Source organism: Anaerolineales bacterium, from assembly GCA_016928575.1.
GTDB lineage: Bacteria > Chloroflexota > Anaerolineae > Anaerolineales > RBG-16-64-43 > JAFGKK01.
In genome coordinates, this window is sequence record JAFGKK010000113.1 from 1 (window position 1) to 20,976 (window position 20,976).

General features: G+C 64.5%; 14 protein-coding genes. 12 read left to right on the forward strand and 2 right to left on the reverse strand.

Going from position 1 to position 20,976, the window contains the following annotated elements:
- Nucleotides 1-708: 708 nt before the first annotated feature.
- The 3 genes from JW929_13790 to JW929_13800 all read left to right on the forward strand — a co-directional run bounded on the left by JW929_13790 (nucleotide 709) and on the right by JW929_13800 (nucleotide 5,093).
- Nucleotides 709-2,466: a universal stress protein gene (locus JW929_13790; GenBank protein ID MBN1440476.1), complete on the forward strand. Its 1,758-nt coding sequence runs from the start codon at nucleotides 709-711 to the stop codon at nucleotides 2,464-2,466.
- Between the two features lie 10 nt (nucleotides 2,467-2,476).
- Nucleotides 2,477-3,499, forward strand: a complete 1,023-nt coding sequence (locus JW929_13795; GenBank protein MBN1440477.1) for a UDP-glucose--hexose-1-phosphate uridylyltransferase — start codon at nucleotides 2,477-2,479, stop codon at nucleotides 3,497-3,499.
- A gap of 499 nt (nucleotides 3,500-3,998) precedes the next feature.
- A complete protein-coding gene (locus tag JW929_13800) occupies nucleotides 3,999-5,093 on the forward strand; it encodes a DUF362 domain-containing protein (protein ID MBN1440478.1) in 1,095 nt (364 codons plus the stop codon).
- Nucleotides 5,094-5,109: 16 nt separating this feature from the next.
- Here JW929_13800 and JW929_13805 read toward each other — a convergent pair whose 3' ends face one another.
- Nucleotides 5,110-5,991 (reverse strand): hypothetical protein, encoded by an 882-nt coding sequence (locus JW929_13805; GenBank protein ID MBN1440479.1) that lies wholly within the window; start codon nucleotides 5,989-5,991, stop codon nucleotides 5,110-5,112.
- 443 nt (nucleotides 5,992-6,434) lie between these two features.
- Between JW929_13805 and JW929_13810 the strand changes: the two genes are divergently transcribed.
- Together JW929_13810 and JW929_13815 are read left to right on the forward strand one after the other, a co-directional pair.
- Nucleotides 6,435-7,397: a DUF362 domain-containing protein gene (locus JW929_13810; GenBank protein ID MBN1440480.1), complete on the forward strand. Its 963-nt coding sequence runs from the start codon at nucleotides 6,435-6,437 to the stop codon at nucleotides 7,395-7,397.
- Nucleotides 7,387-8,919, forward strand: coding sequence for a 4Fe-4S binding protein (locus JW929_13815; GenBank protein MBN1440481.1), 1,533 nt, complete (start codon nucleotides 7,387-7,389; stop codon nucleotides 8,917-8,919). The genes JW929_13810 and JW929_13815 overlap by 11 nt, the downstream gene beginning before the upstream one ends.
- A 250-nt stretch (nucleotides 8,920-9,169) precedes the next feature.
- Here JW929_13815 and JW929_13820 read toward each other — a convergent pair whose 3' ends face one another.
- Nucleotides 9,170-10,222, reverse strand: coding sequence for a response regulator (locus JW929_13820; protein MBN1440482.1), 1,053 nt, complete (start codon nucleotides 10,220-10,222; stop codon nucleotides 9,170-9,172).
- Nucleotides 10,223-10,892: 670 nt separating this feature from the next.
- On the opposite strand from JW929_13820, the gene JW929_13825 reads away from it, so the two are divergent.
- From JW929_13825 to JW929_13855, 7 genes are all read left to right on the forward strand, one after another.
- Nucleotides 10,893-11,987, forward strand: coding sequence for a sugar-binding protein (locus JW929_13825; GenBank protein ID MBN1440483.1), 1,095 nt, complete (start codon nucleotides 10,893-10,895; stop codon nucleotides 11,985-11,987).
- A gap of 52 nt (nucleotides 11,988-12,039) precedes the next feature.
- Entirely contained in the window at nucleotides 12,040-13,599 is a 1,560-nt protein-coding gene (locus JW929_13830) for a sugar ABC transporter ATP-binding protein (GenBank protein ID MBN1440484.1), read from the forward strand.
- Nucleotides 13,600-13,780: 181 nt separating this feature from the next.
- On the forward strand, nucleotides 13,781-14,611 hold the full coding sequence (locus tag JW929_13835; protein ID MBN1440485.1) for an ABC transporter permease: 831 nt from the start codon (nucleotides 13,781-13,783) through the stop codon (nucleotides 14,609-14,611).
- Nucleotides 14,612-14,689: 78 nt separating this feature from the next.
- On the forward strand, nucleotides 14,690-16,279 hold the full coding sequence (locus JW929_13840; GenBank protein MBN1440486.1) for an ATP-binding cassette domain-containing protein: 1,590 nt from the start codon (nucleotides 14,690-14,692) through the stop codon (nucleotides 16,277-16,279).
- Nucleotides 16,280-16,431: 152 nt separating this feature from the next.
- Nucleotides 16,432-18,774 (forward strand): GAF domain-containing protein, encoded by a 2,343-nt coding sequence (locus JW929_13845; protein ID MBN1440487.1) that lies wholly within the window; start codon nucleotides 16,432-16,434, stop codon nucleotides 18,772-18,774.
- A 184-nt stretch (nucleotides 18,775-18,958) separates the two neighbouring features.
- Nucleotides 18,959-19,972 (forward strand): response regulator, encoded by a 1,014-nt coding sequence (locus JW929_13850; protein ID MBN1440488.1) that lies wholly within the window; start codon nucleotides 18,959-18,961, stop codon nucleotides 19,970-19,972.
- A 464-nt stretch (nucleotides 19,973-20,436) separates the two neighbouring features.
- Entirely contained in the window at nucleotides 20,437-20,817 is a 381-nt protein-coding gene (locus JW929_13855) for a hypothetical protein (protein ID MBN1440489.1), read from the forward strand.
- The last annotated feature ends 159 nt before the right edge of the window (nucleotides 20,818-20,976 follow it).

The window sequence follows — 20,976 nt, forward strand, 5'->3', positions numbered from 1 at the left end:
CTGGGAGAAGGATGGGATGAGGGGGAATAATTGGATGGTTTTTCGAATATTATTTCAATCCTTGCATCATGCTGAGCAGATACATTATTTCTACATGTCCTACCCCTTTATGCCCTTTGTGTTCTTTGTGGCATGACAACTCAACCTTCAGAGCCGGGTTTGTCCTACCCCTTTGTGCCCTTTGTGTTCTTTGTGGCATGACAACTCAACCTTCGGAGCCGGGTTTTTTCAGCCACAAAGGACACAGAGATCACATATTTTCCCCCAAACATCCTACCCCTTTTCGCCCTTTGTGTTCTTGGTGGCATGACAACTCAACCTTCGTAGCCGGGTTTTTTCAGCCACAAAGGACACAGAGATCACATATTTTCCCCCAAACATCCTACCCCTTTGCGCCCTTTGTGTTCTTGGTGGCACGACAACTCAACCTTCGGAGCCGGGTTATTTTTCAACCCCAAAGGACACAGAGATCATAATTATTTCTACACGTCTTAACCCTTTGGGTCCGCTGTGTTCTTTGCGGGATAGAAATTCAACCCTGGAAGACAGGATAATGCCCGGCCGCGAAGGACCGAAAAGGACATACTCACACGCCTTGTACTCCAATTTGTACGGACTTTGTGGAAAAAACCAATATAAATAGTGGGTGTCCGGCTGATGGAAAAAACCGAAGCGCTATGGGATAATTTCCAACACGGGAATTCAACCATGCCACCGGATACCCAGGCAATCGATTACGGGTTCTCGCTAGCCCGCGAGGATTTCCGGCGCGCGCGCCAGCAAGCCGCCTTGCAGGAGGTCCTCAGCCGATTTACGGGGAAATCGGCTGATTTGCTTTCCTTCGAGGAGGTCCGCGACAAACTGCATGCGATCGGCTCCGGCGTAAGCCGCGGCGTGCGCAACATCCCGCTCGATGCCATCGTGGGCAGCGTCGGACGCTATACCGATTTTTCCCGCACCTTCCTTCCGAAAAACCCAAACGACGAGGAACGCTGGGCCCGGGTCATGGCCCTAGTCACCGACCCGGCGGGCGGCGGATTGCCGCCGATCGAAGTGATCAAGCTCGGCGACGCTTATTTCGTCCAAGACGGGCACCACCGGGTTTCGGTCGCCCGGCAACTGGGGGCGTCGACGATCGAAGCGTACGTCAACGAAATCTCCACGCCGATCCCGCTCTCTCCCGACGCCAATCCGAACGATCTGATCCGCAAGGAGGAGTTTGCCGCCTTCCTGGAAGAAACCCGGCTTCGGAAGAAGCGGCCCGGCGCCGATTTGGAGTTGACCGAATTGGGCGGCTACGACGACCTGCTGGAACATGTCCGCGTCCACCGCTATTTCATGGGCCTCGAGCAGAAGCGGGACGTCTCGATCCCGGAAGCCGCCGCCCATTGGTACGGCCATATCTATCTGCCGATGGTCGAAGCGATCCGGGAGCGGAACATTTTACGGGAATTCCCCGGACGGACGGAAGCGGATTTGTACCTGTGGGTTTCGAAGCACCGCACCGAACTCCAGCAGGGATGGGGCAATTTCATCTCGCCCGAATCCGCCGCCGAGGACCTGGCGGAGAAGTACGGAACGCGGGCCGGGCGGGTGGCGTCGCGGATCGGCAAGAATCTGGTCGGGGCCGTCCTGCCGGAAGCGCTGGAAAGCGGCCCGCCCACCGGCGCGTGGCGCGAAGCGAAAGCGGACCGGGATTCGACGCGCCTGTTCGAACAGATCCTCGTGCCGATCAGCGGCGAAGAGCCCGGTTGGGAGGCGCTGGATCAGGCGCTGCTCTTCGCCCGGCGCGAGAATTCGCGGATCCACGGATTGCACATCCTGCGCGGCGGGGTTTCCGCCGATGCGGAGCCGGTGCAAGCCCTGCGCGCCGAGTTTGCCCGCCGCTGCGAACATGCCGGAATTGAAGGCGGCCTGACGGTGGAGGCCGGCGAAGTCACCCCTGCCGTCTGCGAACGAGCCCTGCTGGCGGACCTCGTCCTTCTGGCCCTCACCCACCCGCCCGCCGAGGAGCCGTTCCTCCGCCTAAGTTCGGGATTCCGCGGGCTGATCCGGAGATGCGCCCGGCCGATTCTGGCGGTGCCCGGCGCCCCGACGGAGCTTGCGCGGGCGCTCCTGGCGTACGACGGCGGGACCAAAGCCAAGGAAGCCCTGTTTGTCTCCGCCTACCTGGCCGCGCGCTGGAACATCCCGCTTACGGTCCTCTCGGTGGAAGAGTCCGGCGTGGACGCCGAGGACGTGCTCGAGGAAGCGGACGAGTACCTGCACACCCGCGGGGTGAAGGCGGAACTGTCGATCGGCGGCGGTCCCGTCTCCGACGCGATCCTGCGCGCCGCGGAATCTTCGAAAAGCCAGCTCTTGATCCTCGGCGGATACGGCCGTTCTCCGGTTGTGGAGGCCGTCCTCGGCAGTCAGGTCGACGCCGTCCTGCGCCAAACCCGTCTGCCGGTTCTCATCTGCCGGTGAGCCAACGACCATGAGCCTCCTTTTCGAACAACCCCACCGCAGGCTGAACCTTCTCACGGGAGAATACGTGTTGGTCTCCCCCCATCGCACCCGGCGCCCCTGGCAGGGCAGGATCGAATCCGTCCCGGGTTCCGTCCGCCCCGCGTATGACCCCGCCTGCTACCTCTGCCCCGGAAACGCGCGGGCGGGCGGCGCGCGCAACCCGGAGTATGACGGCACGTTCGTGTTCGATAATGATTTCGCGGCCCTGCTCCCGACGAAGAACCCACAGCCCGCGGGCGGCGGGGGTCTGCTGGCGGCGGAAGCCGAGCGCGGCGTGTGCCGGGTTCTGTGCTATTCGCCGCGGCACGACCTGACCCTCGGCTCGATGCCTGCCGATTCCGTCCGCCGGGTGGTGGAGGCTTGGACGGAGCAATACGCCGAGCTCGGGGCTTTGCCGTGGATCCGGCACGTACAGATCTTCGAAAACAACGGGGAGATGATGGGCGCCAGCAATCCGCACCCGCACGGCCAGATCTGGGCCGAGGAGCGGATCCCCAACGAGCCGGCAAAGGAGAGCGAACGCCAATCCCGCCACCGGCGCGAACGCGGAACCTGCCTGCTGTGCGACTACCTCGCGCTCGAGGAGGCCGAGGGGCAACGGATCGTGTGGCGCAACGACTCGTTCCTCGCGCTGGTCCCGTTTTGGGCGGTATGGCCTTATGAGACCATGGTCCTGCCGCGGGCGCACCGGGGGGCGCTGCCGGATCTGACCGCCCAGGAGCGCGGCGACCTGGCCGAGATACTGCCGCGCCTGATCCGCGCCTACGACCGGGTATTCGACGCCCCGTTTCCGTACAGCATGGGCTTCCACCAGCGGCCGACCGACGGCGAAGCCCATCCGGAGTGGCATTTCCACGCGCACTTCTATCCGCCGCTGCTGCGCTCCGCGGCCGTGCGGAAATTTATGGTCGGGTACGAGATGCTGGCCCAGCCGCAACGGGATATCACGGCCGAATCCGCGGCCGAGCGGCTGAGAACGCTGGTGGAATGACCCCTCCCGCCTCCCACAGAAAAAAGGCGTTCAGGCAGCCGGGGTCCACGGCCGGGTTACGTCACCCCGGCGTGATCGCAGCCGGGGTCCACGGCCGCGTTACGTCACCCCGGCGTGATCGCAGCCGGGGTCCAGTGTTTATCGAAGATTTTCTGGATCCCGGCTAAGTTCACCCCCGACCACGAACACGCCGAGGGCGGGCGCCGGCATGACAATCACCAGCTGGGTAGATACAAAAAAGGTTTTTCCTCAAGAATGCATAACATCGCATTGAAATACGCCTGCTCCCAATGCGGATATCCTCCTCCATTATCCGCTTCGTACTAGGAAGGTATTCCCATGGAAAATGAAGTCTTGAGGGTGGAGAATTAACAAAAGAGTCGGCGGGTTTTCCCAGTAATCCGGATGGGCGATCCGAATCCCCCATGCGAGAGCCTCCGTAAAAATCCCGGGGATGGGATCGTTCGAACCTCCGATGGAACCATAGCAAGGATTGCCGATGAAAAAAATAACCCGCAGGGATTTCCTCGCCCTGATTTCCAAAAGCGCCGCCGTCGCGGCTTTCGCGCAGCTGCTCAGCGCCTGCGGCATCCGGCCGGTGGAGATTCCGCCCACGCCTTCCAGCACGCCCTTCAAACCGTTGCCGCCGATCCTGGATCTGAGTTCGATCGGCAAGGCGGTTGGACCGACCGACGCGGCCGCGCCGTCCGCCACTCCCGAGCCGACGCCATCCGCCACCGGTACGCCCACAGCCGCTCCGCAAGCGGCCTACCTGGCCGTCGCCCGCGGCGGGGACGATCCGGAAGCGCTGGTGCGCGCCGCAATCGGCGCGCTGGGCGGGATGGCAAAGTTCGTCCCCTCCGGCGCCAACGTGCTGATCAAACCCAACGTCTGCACCTCAAATCATTCCTATCTGGACGCCGCCACGACCAATCCGTGGACGGTCGGCGCGCTGGTGAAGATGTGCTTCGAGGCCGGCGCCGGCCGGGTGCTGGTGTTCGATTTCCCGTTCAACGGCTACACCCCGCAAAACTATACCGTCAGCGGGATCGCGGAACAGGTGCTGGCGGCCGGCGGAGAATTGGAAACCCTCGAGGCGGGGAAATTCTGCAAGGCCGCGCTTCCCTCCGGACGCAGCCTGCGCACGGCGGCCTTCTACGGCGAGGTGATCGACGCCGATGTGGTGATCAACGTGCCGATCGCCAAGCACCACAGCGGGGCCGGCCTGACCCTGGGGATGAAAAACTTGATGGGCGTGGTCCAGGACCGGGGCGCGATCCACAACGACCTGCAGGCGCGGATCGCGGACCTGGCGGATTTCGTCCGCCCGGAGCTGACCGTGATCGACGCGGTGCGGATTCTCACCTCCGGCGGCCCGATCGGCAGCCGCGCCAACGTGCGGGTGCTGAACACGGTCATCGCCTCGGCCGATATCGTCGCCGCCGACGCCTACGCCGCCAGCCGGATCTTCAACGCCTATTACGCCGTCTATTCCGACCCGAACCGGCTGGGCTACGTGCGGATCGGCGCCGAGAACGGGTTGGGGCGCAGCGACTTGGAGAATCTCGCCATTGAAGAGATCAGCGTCGGGTGACGGCGTCCAGGACGGCCTACCGATTTCGTAGACGGCGGAATAGGCGTTCCACACCGGTATGGTAGATGTGCGCGACGGGCAGCATGACCAGCAGAACGACGCCTTCCACGACGATCTGATCCGCCGTGGGAACGCCGGCCATCTGGCTTCCGTGCTGGAACAACACGACCGCGGCCAGGCCAATCGCGCCGCTCAGCAGAAACCCCGTTCCGGCGCCGTAAGCCGTTCCGCCCAAGAGGGTCGCCAAGAAAATCACCTCCGCATAGTTCATCCCCATGGCGAAGGTCGCATAGCCGGTCCAGCTCACCATCAGGATGCCCGCAATCCACGCCATCGCGCCGGACAGCACAAAGGGCAGCCCGCGGTAGAGCAATCTCGCACCGAGGGACTCGTGCGCCGGACCGCCCCGTTCGGGGCTTCGCCCCAACGGCGTGAATTTCAGAAGAACGGCGAAGGCGATCAACAGCAACAGCCACAGGAGCGCAAAGAGCGGAGAGCGGGCCAAGGAATGACCCAACCCGCCCGGCGCCACCGTCGTTTTCCCTCCGCTGATCACCAGGATCAACCCGTACAGGAGGAAACTCGTCGCGAACGTCACGACGATTCCCTTCAACCGGATCCATCCGACCAGCAATCCGTTGACCGCCCCCACCGCCAGGGCGGACACAAGGCCGACGAAGACGGCGGCGCCGACCCCGAGTTTCGGGCTGAGAGCGGTTATGACCAACCCAACCAGCCCGGCCAAAAACCCGAACGAAAGATCGGCGTCGCCGGAGGCGACAAGGATCACCATGGGGATGAGCAGAAAGCCCATCATCACCGTGATCGGCATAACTTCAGCAAACAACCGGTCCAATTTGAAAGTCCCGTGCGAGGCCAGGACGAGCCTGATCAACATAATCACCGCCAGGATCGTCGTAAATGCCAGCCAGGGAATCTCCGCCAGCAGGCGCCACTTGGCATCGTGAGAATAATGTTGCCCGGATGGTTGTTCGCCTTCTCCCGGTTTTTGGGCAAGCGCGGCTATGGTGGTTTCTCCTTTTCCACTTAAAGTGGGAAGCGGGGCGATCGTCAGATGGATAATCCGCGTGCGACTATAGCATATCCTCCCAAAATGACAAATTGCGGCAAGGGATTTTCCGATCGATTTGCCGATCCTCGATGCCTCGCGGTTCGTTCCCGCTCTTCGTTTTTTTCCTCCCCATCCGCCGTCTTCACCGGCTATTCGCGCGGGAATTTGGAGTCTCGACTCCGGATGGCTGCCTTAGGGCAATGGATTAATTTCTTCCGCGCTTGAAAAGCGGAGTAAAATTAACTTGATTGTGAAATAGGAGCGCATCGATGAAAGTCACGCGACGGGAATTTCTTCGGATGTCGGCGGTCGCCGCAGGCGCGGCGGCCGGCGCGCCGCTGCTGGCCGCCTGCGGCGGATCCGCGGCGCCCTACGCCATAACCCGCCGGCCTCCTCCCACGCCCGGACCGGGAGAAACCTACCTGGCCGTCGCCCGGGGAGGGGACGATCCGGAGGCGCTGGTGCGCCGGGCGGTGGCGGCGGTCGGCGGGATGGAGCGCTTCGTCCGCCGGGGCGCAAACGTGCTCGTCAAGCCCAACGTCTGCGCCGCCGGCCGTTCCTATGAATACGCCGCCACCACCAATCCGTGGGTCGTGGCGGCGGTGGTCAAGCTGTGCCGCGAAGCGGGCGCGGGCTCGGTGCGCGTCTACGACAACCCCTTCAGCGGCTCGGCCGAGGAGGCTATGGCTTCGAGCGGAATCGCCGAGGCGGCGCAGGCCGCCGGCGCCGAAATCGATTACCCGGCGGAGATGAAGTTCGTTTCCGTCGGCCTTCCCGCCGGCGAAACGCTGAAGCAGACCCGCGTCTACGACGGGGCGCTGAACGCCGACGCGCTGATCAACGTGCCGATCCTCAAACACCACAGCCTGGCCCAGCTCACGGTCGGGATGAAGAACAGCCTGGGCCTTGTCCGCGACCGGCCGGAGATGCACGCTTCGCTTAACCGGAAGCTGGTCGACCTGAACCAGTTCCTTCTGCCGACGCTGACGATCGTCGACGCGGTGCGCATCCTGCGGGCCAACGGCCCCACCGGCGGGAATCCGGCCGACGTGGAAAAGCTGGATGCCGTCGTCGCCACGCACGACCCGGTCGCGGCCGACGCCTATGCGGCGACGCTCTTCGGCTGGGAGGATCCGGAGCGCCTGCCGTGCGTAAAATACGGCGCGGAACGCGGCCTCGGCCGCAGCGACCTGGCGGACCTGGACATCGAGGAGATTCCCGTTGGCGGATAAACCGCGCCGGCTTCCGCTTTGGAAACCTCGATATTGGCGGACGGTGCGCGGCGCGGTCCAGGCTTTGGCGCTGGGCCTCTTCCTTTACTTGTTCCTTCGAACCGTCCGCGGGGGAGTGCCGCCGGAGGCCGCCGGCCTGTTCCTGCGGCTGGATCCGCTGGCGATGGCCGCCGCCCTGCTCTCGTCGAAAACCCTTTTCGCCGGCGCCGGACTCGCCCTGATCACCCTCGCCCTGACGGCGGCGGCCGGCAGAGCTTGGTGCGGATGGCTTTGCCCGCTGGGAACCACGCTCGATCTGTTCCATCCCCGCCGCTGGAAAAACCAACAGCCGTCGATTCCGGATTCCCTGCGCGCCGTCAAGCATTTCCTCCTGATCGCGATCCTCTGTTCCGCGCTGCTGGGAAGCCTGTGGTTGATGTTCCTCGATCCGGTGACGATCATGATCCGCTCGTTGACCGGGGCGGTCTATCCGGCCTTCGACCGGGTCGTCCTCGCCGCGGAAACCGCCCTATACGCAATCCCCGCGCTGCGCGGGCCGGTCTCGTCGCTGGATACGATTCTGCGCCCGGCGCTCCTGCCAGCCGATCCGGCGTTCACCGCCGGCGGACTGCTGACCGCGGGTTTGCTGGTCGGGATCATCGCGCTTAATTGGATCGCGCCACGTTTCTGGTGCCGCTATCTTTGCCCGCTCGGCTCCCTGCTCGGGCTGGTGTCCAAAATCGCAATCTTCCGCCGCAAAACGGATCCGTCGGCCTGCACGAACTGCGGCGCCTGCGCCAAAATCTGCCCGACCGGGACGATCGATCCGGAGCGGGACGGGGCCAGCGATCCGGCCGAGTGCACGGTATGCCTTGAGTGCGTCGCGCTCTGCCCGCGCGCCGGGCAATCCTTCCCGGCGCACACCGGGCCCGCGCCGCGGAACGCCTACGATCCGGGAAGGCGGCAGTTCTTCGCGGCGGTCGGCGCCGCGATCGGCGGGGTCGCCCTGTTGAAGACCGATCAATACGTGCGGCGGGATTTACCGCACTTGATCCGCCCGCCGGGGGCCGCGGAAAACGACCTGCTCGCCAAATGCATCCGCTGCGGGGAATGCGTCCGAATCTGCCCGACCGGCGCACTGCATCCCTCCGTCGCCGAAGCCGGCGTGGAGGGCTTCTGGACTCCGGTGCTGCTCGCCCGCGCCGGCTACTGCCTGTATTCCTGCAACGCCTGCGGGCAGGTCTGCCCGGTCGGGGCGATTCCGAATCTGCCGCTCAAGGAGAAGCAGAGCCGGGTGATGGGCGCCGCTTACGTCGATCGGGACCGCTGCATCGCCTGGTCCGACCACGAGGAATGCCTGGTGTGCGAGGAGATGTGCCCGCTGCCGGAAAAGGCGATCCGCGTGGATTATTCGGAGTTCGCCGGCGGCGCGCCGGTGGTGGACCGCACGCTCTGCATCGGCTGCGGGAACTGCGAATACAAATGCCCGGTCAACGGCGAAGCCGCGATCCGCGTCTATGCGCCGGGAAGGGACAGCGTGTAGACTCCGATTGTCATGCCCGCTAAGAACGCTCGAGAATGACAGACGATTGCAGGATTAAGATCGTCATCCCCGCGTGGTTTAAGCGGGGATCCAGGGTAGACACTCACGGAAGCACTCCCACGGCTCCTGGATTCCCGCTCCATACGCGCGGGAATGACGATCACGCCGCATGGACGCTCGCTTCCGGCGGGAATGACGATCACTTCCCATGGACGCGCGACTCCAGCCGGAACGTCATCCCTTTCTACTACTACTGCAGCCCCAACACGTCCTCCAGCACCTGCTTCACCGCCGCCGAGTCGAGGTCCTTCTTATCCAGGAAGGCGACGGCGCCGGATTCCGACCACACCCGGCGGAACTCGCGGTCCGGATAGGCGCTGATCAGCACGATCCGCGTGCTTGGGGACGTCTGTTTCAGCCGGCGCGCGCATTGAATTCCGTTTTCGTCCTTCAACAATACGTCCACCAGAGCCAGATGGGGATGGACCTTCTGCGCCAGGTTGAGCGCCTCGTAGGCGTCCTCGGCTTCATACAGCACCGCAGCCGGGCGCTCTTTTCCAATGATCCGGCCAAGCTGCTTGCGGTACCGCGGATTGTCGTCGACCAATAAGACGGCCAGACTGGCTTGCGGGGGTCGATTTTCGACGGCGACCTCGCCGGCGACGGCCCCCAGGATCTCGGGATGGCGGATGGCGTAATTAAGCGCCTCCAACCGGCTCTCCACCTTCAGCGCCCGGTACAGGGCCGTGAGGTGGTTTTCCACCGTCTTGACGCTGATCTCCATCGCCTGGGCGATTTTGCGGTTGTCGCATCCCTGCGCAAGCATCCGCAGCAGCTCCCGCTGGCGCGAGGTCAGCCGCTGGACGGCGCCCGCCCGGGCGGTTTTTCGGTGATCCACCAGGCGGCCGATCAGGCTGCTGGAAATCCACCGCTCCCCGGACAGCACGCGCCGGACGGCCAGCTGCAGATCCGAAAGCGGCTGGTCCTTGATGTGGTATCCGTCCACTCCCGCGCTGAGCGTACCGACGACGTAGGCTTCGTCGTTGTAGGCGCTGACCACCAGGATCTTCAACCCCGGGTATTCCGTTTTGATCCGCCGGATCGCCGGCAACGGATCGAACTCGGGCATATGGACGTCGAGCACCAGCAGATCCGGCCGCAGGGCGGCCAGCGCCTCGGCCAGCTCCTTGCCGTTCCCCGCCTCCCCGACGATCTCGATGTTCGGCAGATTGGTGAGGGCGTTGCGGATTCCGGCGCGGACAATGGCGTGATCGTCGGCGAGCAGAATGCGGCGGGAGTCCATGAAATGATTATGCCATAAACGCAGCGGCGGAGCGCGATCCCACGCCCGCGAAACTTGCCAAGCATGCCGAATCACCGCTGGCGGTATCGGGCAATCCTCCCTTCTCTCTGCATAATCCTCCAACGTCCGCCCGCCTCCATTCCGCGGCGCGGCGCGGGGGATTACAAACCGCACCGGCGGCGCCGTGATCCCCGGGGGGATTGGAGGATCGACGGTGCGGTATTGCAGCCATCGCCCTTGGATGAACGAGACGCAGGATCGTTCCCGGGTCGCTTTTCCCTGGACCTTTTCCCATGGTTTTCTTTTCGCCACCACAGTGGAGTCTCTTCCCTCCCCGCGCCGTCACACGCAACGGGATTGAGGAACGGCGATTATCTTTGACCGCCGCCCGGACGCGGCCGCGGACCCGCCCCCGGGGCCGGTTAAGGGTTTTCCCCCGGGCGCGGCCGGGGGAAACCGCACGCGAAACGGGGGCGAAGTCCGATTGTACAAGTCCGGGCCGTCCGTAGAATGACAATGGCGGCGGATTACCCGTCCGCGAAAACCCTTGGAGTCATTTTTTATTGCTGGGAACGTTTGGCAATACAATGGGAAAGGAGGCATCGGCATACGAGAAACCTCGAAGGTTAAATCCTCCCTTTGCGTTTAACCCTTGAAAGGAGAAGAGGTCATGCGAACAAAGAAAATCATTCTGCTGCTCAGCCTTGCGGTGCTTTTGGCCCTGATCCTCACCGCCTGCGCCGGCAGCACGCCCACCAAAGCGCCGGCCACCCAGGCTCCCGAAAAGACAACCAGCCTGCCCGAGCCGACCGCGGAGCCCAGCGGGAAGGATCCCCTGGCCGACAACACCATCGCCATCGCCTGGATCCCGAAGGCGCTTGGCAACCCGGTCTTCGAAACCGGCAGGATCGGCGCGGAGACCAAAGCCAAGGAGCTGACCGAACAAGGCCCGTACAAAGTGGAAATCGTCTACACCGCCTCGGTTAATTCCGACATCGCCGAGCAGGCCCGCGTGGTGGAGGACGTCATCTCGAAGGGCGTCGACGCGATCGGCATCTCCTGCAACGAGCCGACCGGCTGCGTGGCGCCGATCAACAAGGCGGTCGAAGCCGGAATCCCGGTCATGACCTGGGATTCGGACTCGCCCGACAGCAACCGCTTCACCTACCTCGGCGTGGACAACGTGGAAGGCGGCAAGGCGGCCGCCGAACTCCTGATGGCGGCGCTGCCCGAAGGAGGCAAGGTCGCCATCCTCACCGGAGTGCCGGGAGCCGCCAATCTGGAGGCGCGGATCACCGGATTCAAGGAAGGGGTCGCGGGCAGCAACCTGGAGATCGTTACCACCGTGGCCTGCAACGACGACATCAGCACCGGGGTGCAGGTGGTCGAAGAGACCATGCAGAAGTACCCGGACCTGAACGGGTGGTTCTTCGTCGGATTGTGGCCGCTGCTGGCCAACCAAGGCTCGATGCCCCAATGGGAAGCCGCCTCCAAGGCCGGCACCCTCAAGACCGTATCGTTCGACACCCTGCCGGTGGAATTGGAATTCGTCAAGCAGGGTTTGGTGTACGGCCTGGTGGGCCAGAAATACTGGGGCTGGGGATACGACACCGTGCAGATGATTTACGACAAGATCGTCAGCGGCAAAACGTTCGACGCCTTCACCAATTCCGGGATGGACATCGTCACGGCCAAGAACGTGGACGCGATGATCGAAGCCTGGAACAACAACGATTTCACCAAGCCGCTTCCCGATTGGAAATGACGTTTCGGAAAACGAGGGGCGGGGCGTTCCCGCCCGCCCCTCGTTTTTTATTATGAGGAGAATCGCATTGAACGTGCAAGCCGGACCGGTTCCGCTTTTGGAAACCCGCGGATTGTCGAAAGCCTTCCCCGGGGTCCTGGCGCTGGACAAAGTGGATTTTGAGGCTTACCGCGGGGAAGTGGTGGCCTTGCTCGGGGAAAACGGAGCCGGAAAATCCACTTTGATGAAAATCCTTTCGGGGGCCTACCGGCCCGACGAAGGCCGGATCCTCATAGACGGCGCCGGGGTCAACCCCGAAAACCCCCAGCACGCCCGGGACCTCGGAATTTCCATCATCTACCAGGAGTTCAACCTGACCCGGAACCAAGCCGTGTGGACGAACATTTTCCTCGGCCGCGAACTGCGCCGGAAGGGGCCGCTGGGGGCCTTCAACGTCGCCGACCGGAGAACGATGCGGGCCAAAACCGCCGAACTACTGCGGCGGGTGGGCGCCCGCTTTTCCCCCGACGAGGTCGTGCGCAACCTCTCGGTGGCCGAGCAGCAAATGGTGGAGATCGCCAAAGCCCTCTCGGAAGACGCGAAGATCATCATCATGGACGAGCCCACCTCCGCCCTGGGGGAGGAGGAAGTGGCGATTCTGTTCCGGATCATCCGATCCTTGAAGGCCCAGAACCTGGCCGTGATCTTCATCACCCACCGGCTGGAAGAAGTGTTCCGGATCGCCAACCGGATCGTCGTCCTGCGCGACGGGAAACGGGTCGGAGGAATGCCGGTCCGCGAGGCGACGATCGGCAAGGTCGTTTCGATGATGGTCGGACGGGACCTGGACCGGAAAACCGTTCATCGCACCCGCAACGGGGAGCGCAATGGACGGAAGGCGGTCCTGGAAGTGCGGAACCTTTCGCAGAAGGGCGCACTGCAGGACGTCAGCTTCGTACTGCGGCGGGGCGAAATCCTGGGCGTCGCCGGATTGATCGGGGCCGGACGGACCGAGCTGGCTCGCGCGATTTTCGGCGCCGATCCGATCGACGCCGGCGAGATCCGGATCGACGGCCGCACGGTGAAGGTTTCCTCCCCCAGCGCCGCCGTCAAAGCCGGATTGGCGTTGGTGCCCGAGAACCGCCAGCAACAGGGTTTGGTCCTGATCCATTCGGTCCAAAACAACATCGCCCTGCCCCGGTTGGATTCGCTCTCCCGCTGCGGGGTGGTCCGCACCGGCGAGGTGCGGTCCTTGGTCGGGGAGTTCATCCGCAAACTGAGGATCCGGACTCCCGGCCCCCTCCAGCGGGTGGTGAACCTTTCGGGCGGCAACCAGCAGAAGGTGGTGCTCGCCAAATGGCTGGCGACGGCTCCCAAGGTGCTGATCATGGACGAGCCGACGCGCGGCATCGACGTCGGCGCCAAAGCCGAAATCTACGCGATCATGGACGGCCTGGCCCGGCAGGGGGTCGGGATCATCATGATCTCATCGGAGTTGCCCGAGGTGTTGACGATGAGCGATAGAATCCTCGCCATGCGCGAGGGACGCGCAACCGGCATCTTGAAACGGAGCGAAGCCACGGAGGAAAAAATCATGGCTTTGTTAAGCTGCGGTCGGACGAGCCAATCTTAAAAAAGGAAAATCCATCATCATGACCACGTCAACCCAACCCCGTCGGACGGTCTTTCAATCGGAATGGTTCCGGTTTCTCAAGATACAGGAAATCGGTGTGTTCCTCATCCTGGCCCTGATGTGCCTGTTTCTGTCCCTGGCGACCAAGACCTTTCTGACCAGCACCAACATCTTCAACGTCCTGCGCGCCTTTTCCTGGATCGCCATCGCGGCCTTCGGCGAAATTTTGGTGATCATCATCGCCGGGATCGACCTTTCGGTCGGATCCACCATGGCGCTGGCGGGATTGGCGGCCGGATTCGCGTACCGCGCGGACCAGCCGATGGCGGTCGGCCTGCTGGCCGGGATCCTGACCGGGGCGCTGGTGGGCGCGGTCAACGGATTGATCGTCACCAAGGGCAGGCTGCCCGCCTTCATCGCCACCCTGGGCACCTTGAGCATCGGCCGTGGGCTGTGCTACGGGCTGACCAACGGACAGCCGATCACCGATTTTCCGGATTCTTTTCGGATGCTGGGGCAGTACGATCTGCCGGTGTTCGGATTGAACATCCCCCTGCCGGCCATCTACATGATCGTCCTGGCCGCGGTCATGGGGTTTTTCCTTTCGCGCACGGTTTGGGGTTACCGGATCTACGCCCTGGGCGGGAACGAACAAGCCACCGCGCTTTCGGGAATCAACGTCGGGCGCCTCCAGCTGCTGGTGTTCATCCTCTCCGGCCTGCTGGCCGGAATCGCCGGGGTGGTGATGACCGCCCGCCTGGGGGTAGCCTCTCCCACCGCGGCCAACGGCTACGAACTCGACGTGATCGCCGCGGTGTTCATCGGGGGCGCCAGCACGTCGGGCGGCGAAGGCTCCATCCTCGGCGCGCTGATGGGCGCGGCCATCATGCAGGTGCTGCGCAACGGGCTGGTGCTGCTGGGCTTTCCCGCCTATTGGCAGTCGGCGGCGATCGGCCTGGTGATCGTGGTCACCCTGATGCTCGACCAGTACCGGAAGCGGCGGGGCCGCTGAACGGAGCGGCGGCGTTTGCGGGGCGGCGCCGCCGCCTCCGGACAGGGATTTTATGATACAAGGGGTACGGGAGGCGGCGTGGCGGATCCGTTGCTGCGGGCGGTCGAGGTAGCCAAGCAATTCGGGGAACTGACCGCGCTTTCCGACGTAACTTTCGCGCTCCAGGCGGGGGAAGTGCTGGGCGTGGTGGGCCAGCGCGGCGCCGGAAAATCCACCCTGTTTCACATCCTCAGCGGCGCCATTCCGCCTTCCCAGGGCGAGATCTTCTACGCCGGAAGTCGGATGCGCTTTCGGGGGGCGCACCAAGCCCACGCGCTGGGAATCGAAGCCGTTTCCCAGCAGCCCATGCTGGCCGGAAATATCAACGTCGCCCGCAACATCTTCCTCGGCCGGGAAGCCGGCTGGCCGGGGAGACTCCGCCTGCTGGCGGATTTTTCCAAGATGAACCGCGAAGCGGAGGAATTGTTGGCCGCCTTCGACATCCCGAAGAGCCTGCTGCGCGAGCGGACGGTCGACCTCTCCGACGAACAAAAGCAGGTCGTGGCCATCACCCGCGCCTTTTGCCGCCCGTTCCGGCTCCTGCTCCTCGACGATACGCTGGCCACCTTGAGTTTCCACCGCCAGGAGATCCTCTTGAACAAGATCCGGGAACTCTCCGGCAAGGGCGTAGCCGTCATCATCAGCAGCGACAACCTCAAGCACCTGTTCGCGGTCACCGACCGGATCCTGATCCTCCATCAAGGGCGGCAGGCCGCCGTCCGTCCGACCGGCGAATCCACCCCGCGCGAGATCGTCGAGTTGATCGTCGGCTCCCGCCAGCACGAACAGGTCACGCCGGTCATCTGGGCGATCGAGGGGTACCATGCGGCGCAGAAACAGGCCGAGGAGCTCTCCCGCTCCCAAGCCGCCCTGCGCGAAAGCCTGGAGGCCCAAGGCTCCATCAACCGCCAGCTGATCGAGCGCCTGCGGGCGCAAATCGGAGCCTCGGAGCAGCTGACTCTCGCCTTGCGGGCGGCCCATACGCGGCTGATGACCGAACGCGAAGAAGAACGAAAATCCCTAGCCCGCGACCTGCACGACCGGATGATTCAGGATCTGCTGAGCTTGAATTACCGGCTGGAGGAGATCCAGAACCGGAAGGATGCGGGCGCGCCGGCCGAGGAGCTGATCTCCATCCGCGAAGGCATCCGCCAGACCGTCAGCGACTTGCGGCAGCTCTGCAGCGATCTGCGCCCTCCGACCATCGACAACTTCGGCCTTCCCGCCGCAATTCACTCGCTCGCCCGGGATTGGTCCGAACGCCACGGCATCGACCTGGATTTGGATTTGGATCCGGACCTGGGGCGCCTGCCGGAGCCGATCGAGCTGTCGGCGTTCCGGATCGTCCAGGAAGGGCTGAACAACATCTGCAAGCACGCCCAGGCCAAACACGTGAGACTCTGCCTTCAGCGGACTCCGACGGCCGGCCTGCGGATCCGCTTGTGCGACGACGGACAGGGGCTGTCGGAGGTTCCGGATTTGGCCGGCCTTTCGGCCCGCAAACACTTCGGCCTGCTGGGAATCAGCGAACGGGTGGCGCTGCTCGGCGGCGCGATGAAAATCGGAGAACACCCGGCCGGCGGGGTCGTTTTGGAAGTGGAAATCCCCAACCCGTACCCATCCGCCTGACGCCTTTTCCTCCCAACCCAACCAAAACACCATCGCGGGAGGCGGCTGAGCGGCGCTCACTGCATAGCGCGCCCCCTTTTTCGGCACCCTGATAGAATGAGAGGACATCCGCGGCGCAGCGGGCCGCGGCGGCGACGGCCACGGATCCTCCCATGAAAGAAAAAAGCACGCCTCCGGAACCCTACCTGCTTGCGGCGCTGGGCATCCTGCGCGAATCCGCGGAGAAGATCAACCGGCTTTCGGGGGCGGAATCGGTTTCCGAGGCGATGCGGCTGATCGCCGAGGCCGCCGTCCGGCTGATCGACCCGGAGCTGAGCGGCAAAGGGGCCGCGTCGGTTTGGGCCTACGATCCGGAACGCTCCAGGTTCGACCCCTTGCCGCGGATGGGCGCGGGCGGAGGCGAAGGGGCGCCGCCGGAGGATTTTCCGCGCCCCGACGGGTTGGGCGCGCGGGCGATCCGCAACCGGAGGCGGATCCTTTCCTACGAGGAATCCGCGCCCCCGGATCATCCGGGCCGGATCCAGGCCGGGATCCGGGCAACGGCTTGTTTCCCGCTCCTGGCGGCCGAGCAGCCCGCCGGCGCGTTGTACGCCGGCCTGCGGTCCGGCCGCCGCTTCACGCCGAGCGAACTGCTTTGCCTCGACCTTTTGGCCGGCCAATCAGCGGCGGCGGTCCGCAACACCCGCCGGTTCGAGGCGGTCAACCGCGCCCTGCAGCGCAAGGTGGACGAACTCGAGCGGCTGCACGGCGCCGAACGGCTGATCTCTTCGCGCCGCAGCCTCGCGGAAACCCTGCGCGAAATCCTCCGCACCGCGGTCGAGCTGACCCGCGCCTCGCACGGCTCCTTCCGGCTGATCGACAAGCGCTCCGGAAACCTCCGCCTGGCCGCGCTTTCGGGGCGCGACGACCTGCCTTCCGATCCGGCCGAGCCCGACCTGCCGGTGGACGACGCCCACAGCGTGGTCGGTTGGGTCGCCAGGCGCCGCGAAGCCGTGCGGATCGACGACCTGAGAGAGGCCCCCTGGAGCGCCATCTACCGGCCGCTGCATTCCAAAGGGCGGATGCTTTCGGAACTGGCCACGCCCCTGCTGGGCGCGGGCGGCGCGCTCGAGGGCGTGATCAACCTCGAAAGCCCCCGGCCGGGCGCGTTCACGGAGGACGACCAGCGGTTGATGGACGCGCTCGCCACCCAGGCGGTGATCGCCCTGCAGGAGGCGAGACTCCTCGAGGCCCTGGAAGAAGTCACGCTCCGCATGATCCAATGGCCGCTGGACAGACTGCTCGGGTTCATCATCCAGCAGGCCTGCGACCTGATCCACGCCCCGCACGGCGTGGTGTGGGTCCTCTCCGCCGCGGATCCGGAGACCCTGGCGGTGCGCGCGGCCACCGCCGGGCACTCGCCGGGCGAGACCCTGCCGCTGGCGGGGAGCATGATCGGGAGCTCCTTGCACCGGCGTCGGCCGCTGACCAGCCCGGACGTCGGGGCGGATCCGCGCTTCCTGCGGCGCGACCTGGCGCGCCGGATGGGCTGGGTCTCCGGCCTGATCGTTCCGCTGCTGATGCGCGACGGCACGCCGCGCGGCGCGCTGACCCTCTACACCTCCGAACCCCGGACGTTTTCCGAATGGGATCAGCGCCTGCTGACCTGGCTGGCCAACCACACCGCCATCGCGATTCAGGAAGCCGAAACCCTCGAGGCGCTGGCCCAAGCCCGCGAGCGCCAGACTCTGGCGGAGACTTTCGCCGCGCTCGGCGACGTGGCCGCCAACCTCCTGCACCGGGTGAACAACCTGGTGGGAATCATCCCGGTCCGCGTTCAGGGCGTGCTGGAAAAACGGCCGGCGGTCCGCGACGACGCGTACCTCGCCGCGGCGCTCTCCGAGATCGAGGAGAACGCCCGGATGGCGATGGCCGCCGCGCGCGACGCCATGGCCTACCTGCGGCCCGTGAAACTGCAGCCGACCTCGGCGGAGATCAGCTGCCGGACAGCGATCGAGCGATTGAAACTCCCGCCGGAAATCCGGGTCTCGGCCGCGGGGCTGGATTCCCTGCCCCGGGTGCTAGCCGGCGAAGAGCAGCTACGGCTGGTGTTCTTCAACCTGTTGGAAAACGCGGCCGACGCGCTGGAAGGAATGAACGCCGATACCGGCCGGATTCCGGAGATCCGGATCGAGGGGCGGGTGATTCCGGATCCGTTGGGCGGCGCCCCCCGCCAGGTGGAGATCTGCATCTCCGACAACGGACCCGGCATCCCGCCGGACCGGCGGGAAAAAATCTTCGACCTGGCGTTTTCCTCCAAGCGTTCGCCGCGCAAACTCGGATTCGGCCTGTGGTGGGTGAAGACGCTGATCACGCGGCTGGGCGGGGAGATCGACCTCTCGGATAGCGGCGGAGAGGGATGCGCCTTCCGCATCCGCCTGCCCTCGGGCGATCTCCCCGGGGGCCTGCCCTCGGGCGATCTCCCCGGGGACGATCCATCGACGGCGAACGCTTGAAGCCGTCATCCCCGACCTCGGCAAGGATTCCCGGAAGCCGGCCGGCGTCACGCGCGCCCATTCCAAGTCCGTTGCCTGAGCGAGGCGGCGGGATCCGGTAGAGGGCGGCCGTCGCCGGTCCCCTCAAGCGCGGTGGCCCGGTGCGACTTTCCTTTATAATACCTGCGCTGGAAAAGGATCCTCCATGGCGAATTCCCAACCCATTTTGGTTATCGACGACGATCCGCACTGGCGGCAAATCGTCGCCGATATCCTTACGGACGCCGGATATACGACGGCGGTCTTTGCCGCCGCCCCTTCCGCGCTTCCCGCCTGCCAGGCGGCCGTGCTCGACGTCTCGCTCTCTCCGGCGGATCCGCATAACCGCGGCGGATTTGCGCTCGCGGAAAAAATATTCCCCTCCCCGGTGATCCTGCTCTCCGGAGCCCCGGAGGACGAGGTCGCGGATTTCGCGCGGGCGCATCCTTCCGTCGCCGGCATCCTCGACAAATCCGCGTTCCACAGAGAGGACCTGCTTGCCCTTCTCGGGTCCGCGGCGGAACAATCCTTCCCCCCCCCGGGCGGCGCGGCGCGAATTCTGATCGTCGAAGACGATCCCGGCTGGCGGGACGCGTACGCCGACGTCCTCGGCGGGCCGGGGTATGAACTGCAGTTCGCCGTATCCTACGGCGAGGCGCGCGGCCTGCTGCAGCGGCAGAAGTTTCGGGCGGCGGTGGTCGACCTGCACTTGGTTTCCTCGGCCGATCCGGAGGAGAATCGCGACGGATTCGCGCTGCTGCGGGTGGCGGCGGCGCGCAATCTGCCGACGATCGTGGTCAGCGCGCTGGGGGCGCCGGACGACATCGACCGCGCCTACGACGAATTCGGAGTGTTCGCCTTCGTCGAGAAAGAAGCCTTCGACCGCAAGGCGTTCCGGCAGACCGTGGCCGAGGCGATCCAATCCTCGGAGGCACAACCCGAAGCCCCGGGGGCCGCGCCGGCGTCTTCCGCGGACGGCGCGCTTGCGGAACTGACCGAGCGGGAACGGGAAGTGCTCGCCCTGCTGGCGAAGGGCCAGACCAACCGCCAGATCGCGGAAACCTTGATCATCACGCCCAACACGGTCAAGAAGCACGTTGACCACATCCTGCAGAAGCTGGGGGTGAGCACGCGTTCGGCGGCGGCGGCGATCGCCGCCCGGGCGGGGCTGGGCAAGTAACGGAAAGAGCCAAGGTAACCTGACATTTAATTTTTTCGTGACGGCTCAGCGCGGATTGCCATAAAGAGACGCCATGCTTTTTCCATCCTCACCCCCAACCCCTTCACCCTCTCCTGGCATAAGCCAGGAGAGGGTGAAGGGGTTGGGGGTGAGGACTGCATGCCGGTTTGAACTTGGCCGGCGTCCATCTTGCCTTCGAAAAGCACCGGACCCCGGCTTCGGGTGCGCCGGGGCGACGACCAAAAACAAGATTGCCGAGAAGGCATTGTGACGGGTTTTCCACAACAATGGAATGCCTAGCATCGGCCGATGCCTTTTCCCCCAGCCGCCGCCTGCGCATTCCTTCCCTCTTTCCTCCATCGTTCCTCCACAATCCTCAAGCATAGTTGGGATGTCCGCGTTTCGAGCAAGCGGTCCCGATCCGCGGACGCCGCTATCCGACCGCCTTTGGCAAGGAGCATTCGATGAAATACGCATGGGTTTTCCGCATTGCGGGGGTCGTTCTTCTGCTGGTCGGCATCGCCGGCGTGGCGTATGCCGCCTACACGGCCGGAGCAAACCAAGCACAGCTTTCCTCCCCGATCGCCGTCAGCGCCGAAGAGGCCGAAGCCGTCCGGATTATCCGCCCGACGCGGGGATTCTTATTCCTGCCCGGTCTTCTCTGCCTGGCGCCGTTCTTCCTGTGCCTGTTCGTCTTCCTTCCACTGCGGATGCTGTTCGGCCCGCATCCGATGCGCTCGTACGCGCACGGGCGGTTTCACCCGCTCTGGAACGACATGTCCGTGCCGCCCCCGGTGGAGGAATGGCACCGGCGGATGCACGAGGAAAAGAAAGCCGGCGGCTGATCCCCCTCCTCTATCCTCCCCCGTTAGCGAACCACGGCTAACGGGGGAGGATGGGAGGGAGCACCCCCCGTTAGCGAACTGCAGCTAACGGGGGAGGATTGAAGGGGGGATCCCCCGTCTGCGAACTGCAGCTAACGGGGGAGGATTGAAGGGGGGATC

Coding starts and splice junctions, on each gene's coding strand:
- JW929_13790 (MBN1440476.1), top strand. CDS start 709: ATGCCACCGGATACCCAGGCAATCGATTACGGGTTCTCGCTAGCCCGC.
- JW929_13795 (MBN1440477.1), top strand. CDS start 2,477: ATGAGCCTCCTTTTCGAACAACCCCACCGCAGGCTGAACCTTCTCACG.
- JW929_13800 (MBN1440478.1), top strand. CDS start 3,999: ATGAAAAAAATAACCCGCAGGGATTTCCTCGCCCTGATTTCCAAAAGC.
- JW929_13805 (MBN1440479.1), bottom strand. CDS start 5,991: ATGTTGATCAGGCTCGTCCTGGCCTCGCACGGGACTTTCAAATTGGAC.
- JW929_13810 (MBN1440480.1), top strand. CDS start 6,435: ATGAAAGTCACGCGACGGGAATTTCTTCGGATGTCGGCGGTCGCCGCA.
- JW929_13820 (MBN1440482.1), bottom strand. CDS start 10,222: ATGGACTCCCGCCGCATTCTGCTCGCCGACGATCACGCCATTGTCCGC.
- JW929_13825 (MBN1440483.1), top strand. CDS start 10,893: ATGCGAACAAAGAAAATCATTCTGCTGCTCAGCCTTGCGGTGCTTTTG.
- JW929_13830 (MBN1440484.1), top strand. CDS start 12,040: ATGAGGAGAATCGCATTGAACGTGCAAGCCGGACCGGTTCCGCTTTTG.
- JW929_13845 (MBN1440487.1), top strand. CDS start 16,432: ATGAAAGAAAAAAGCACGCCTCCGGAACCCTACCTGCTTGCGGCGCTG.
- JW929_13850 (MBN1440488.1), top strand. CDS start 18,959: ATGGCGAATTCCCAACCCATTTTGGTTATCGACGACGATCCGCACTGG.
- JW929_13855 (MBN1440489.1), top strand. CDS start 20,437: ATGAAATACGCATGGGTTTTCCGCATTGCGGGGGTCGTTCTTCTGCTG.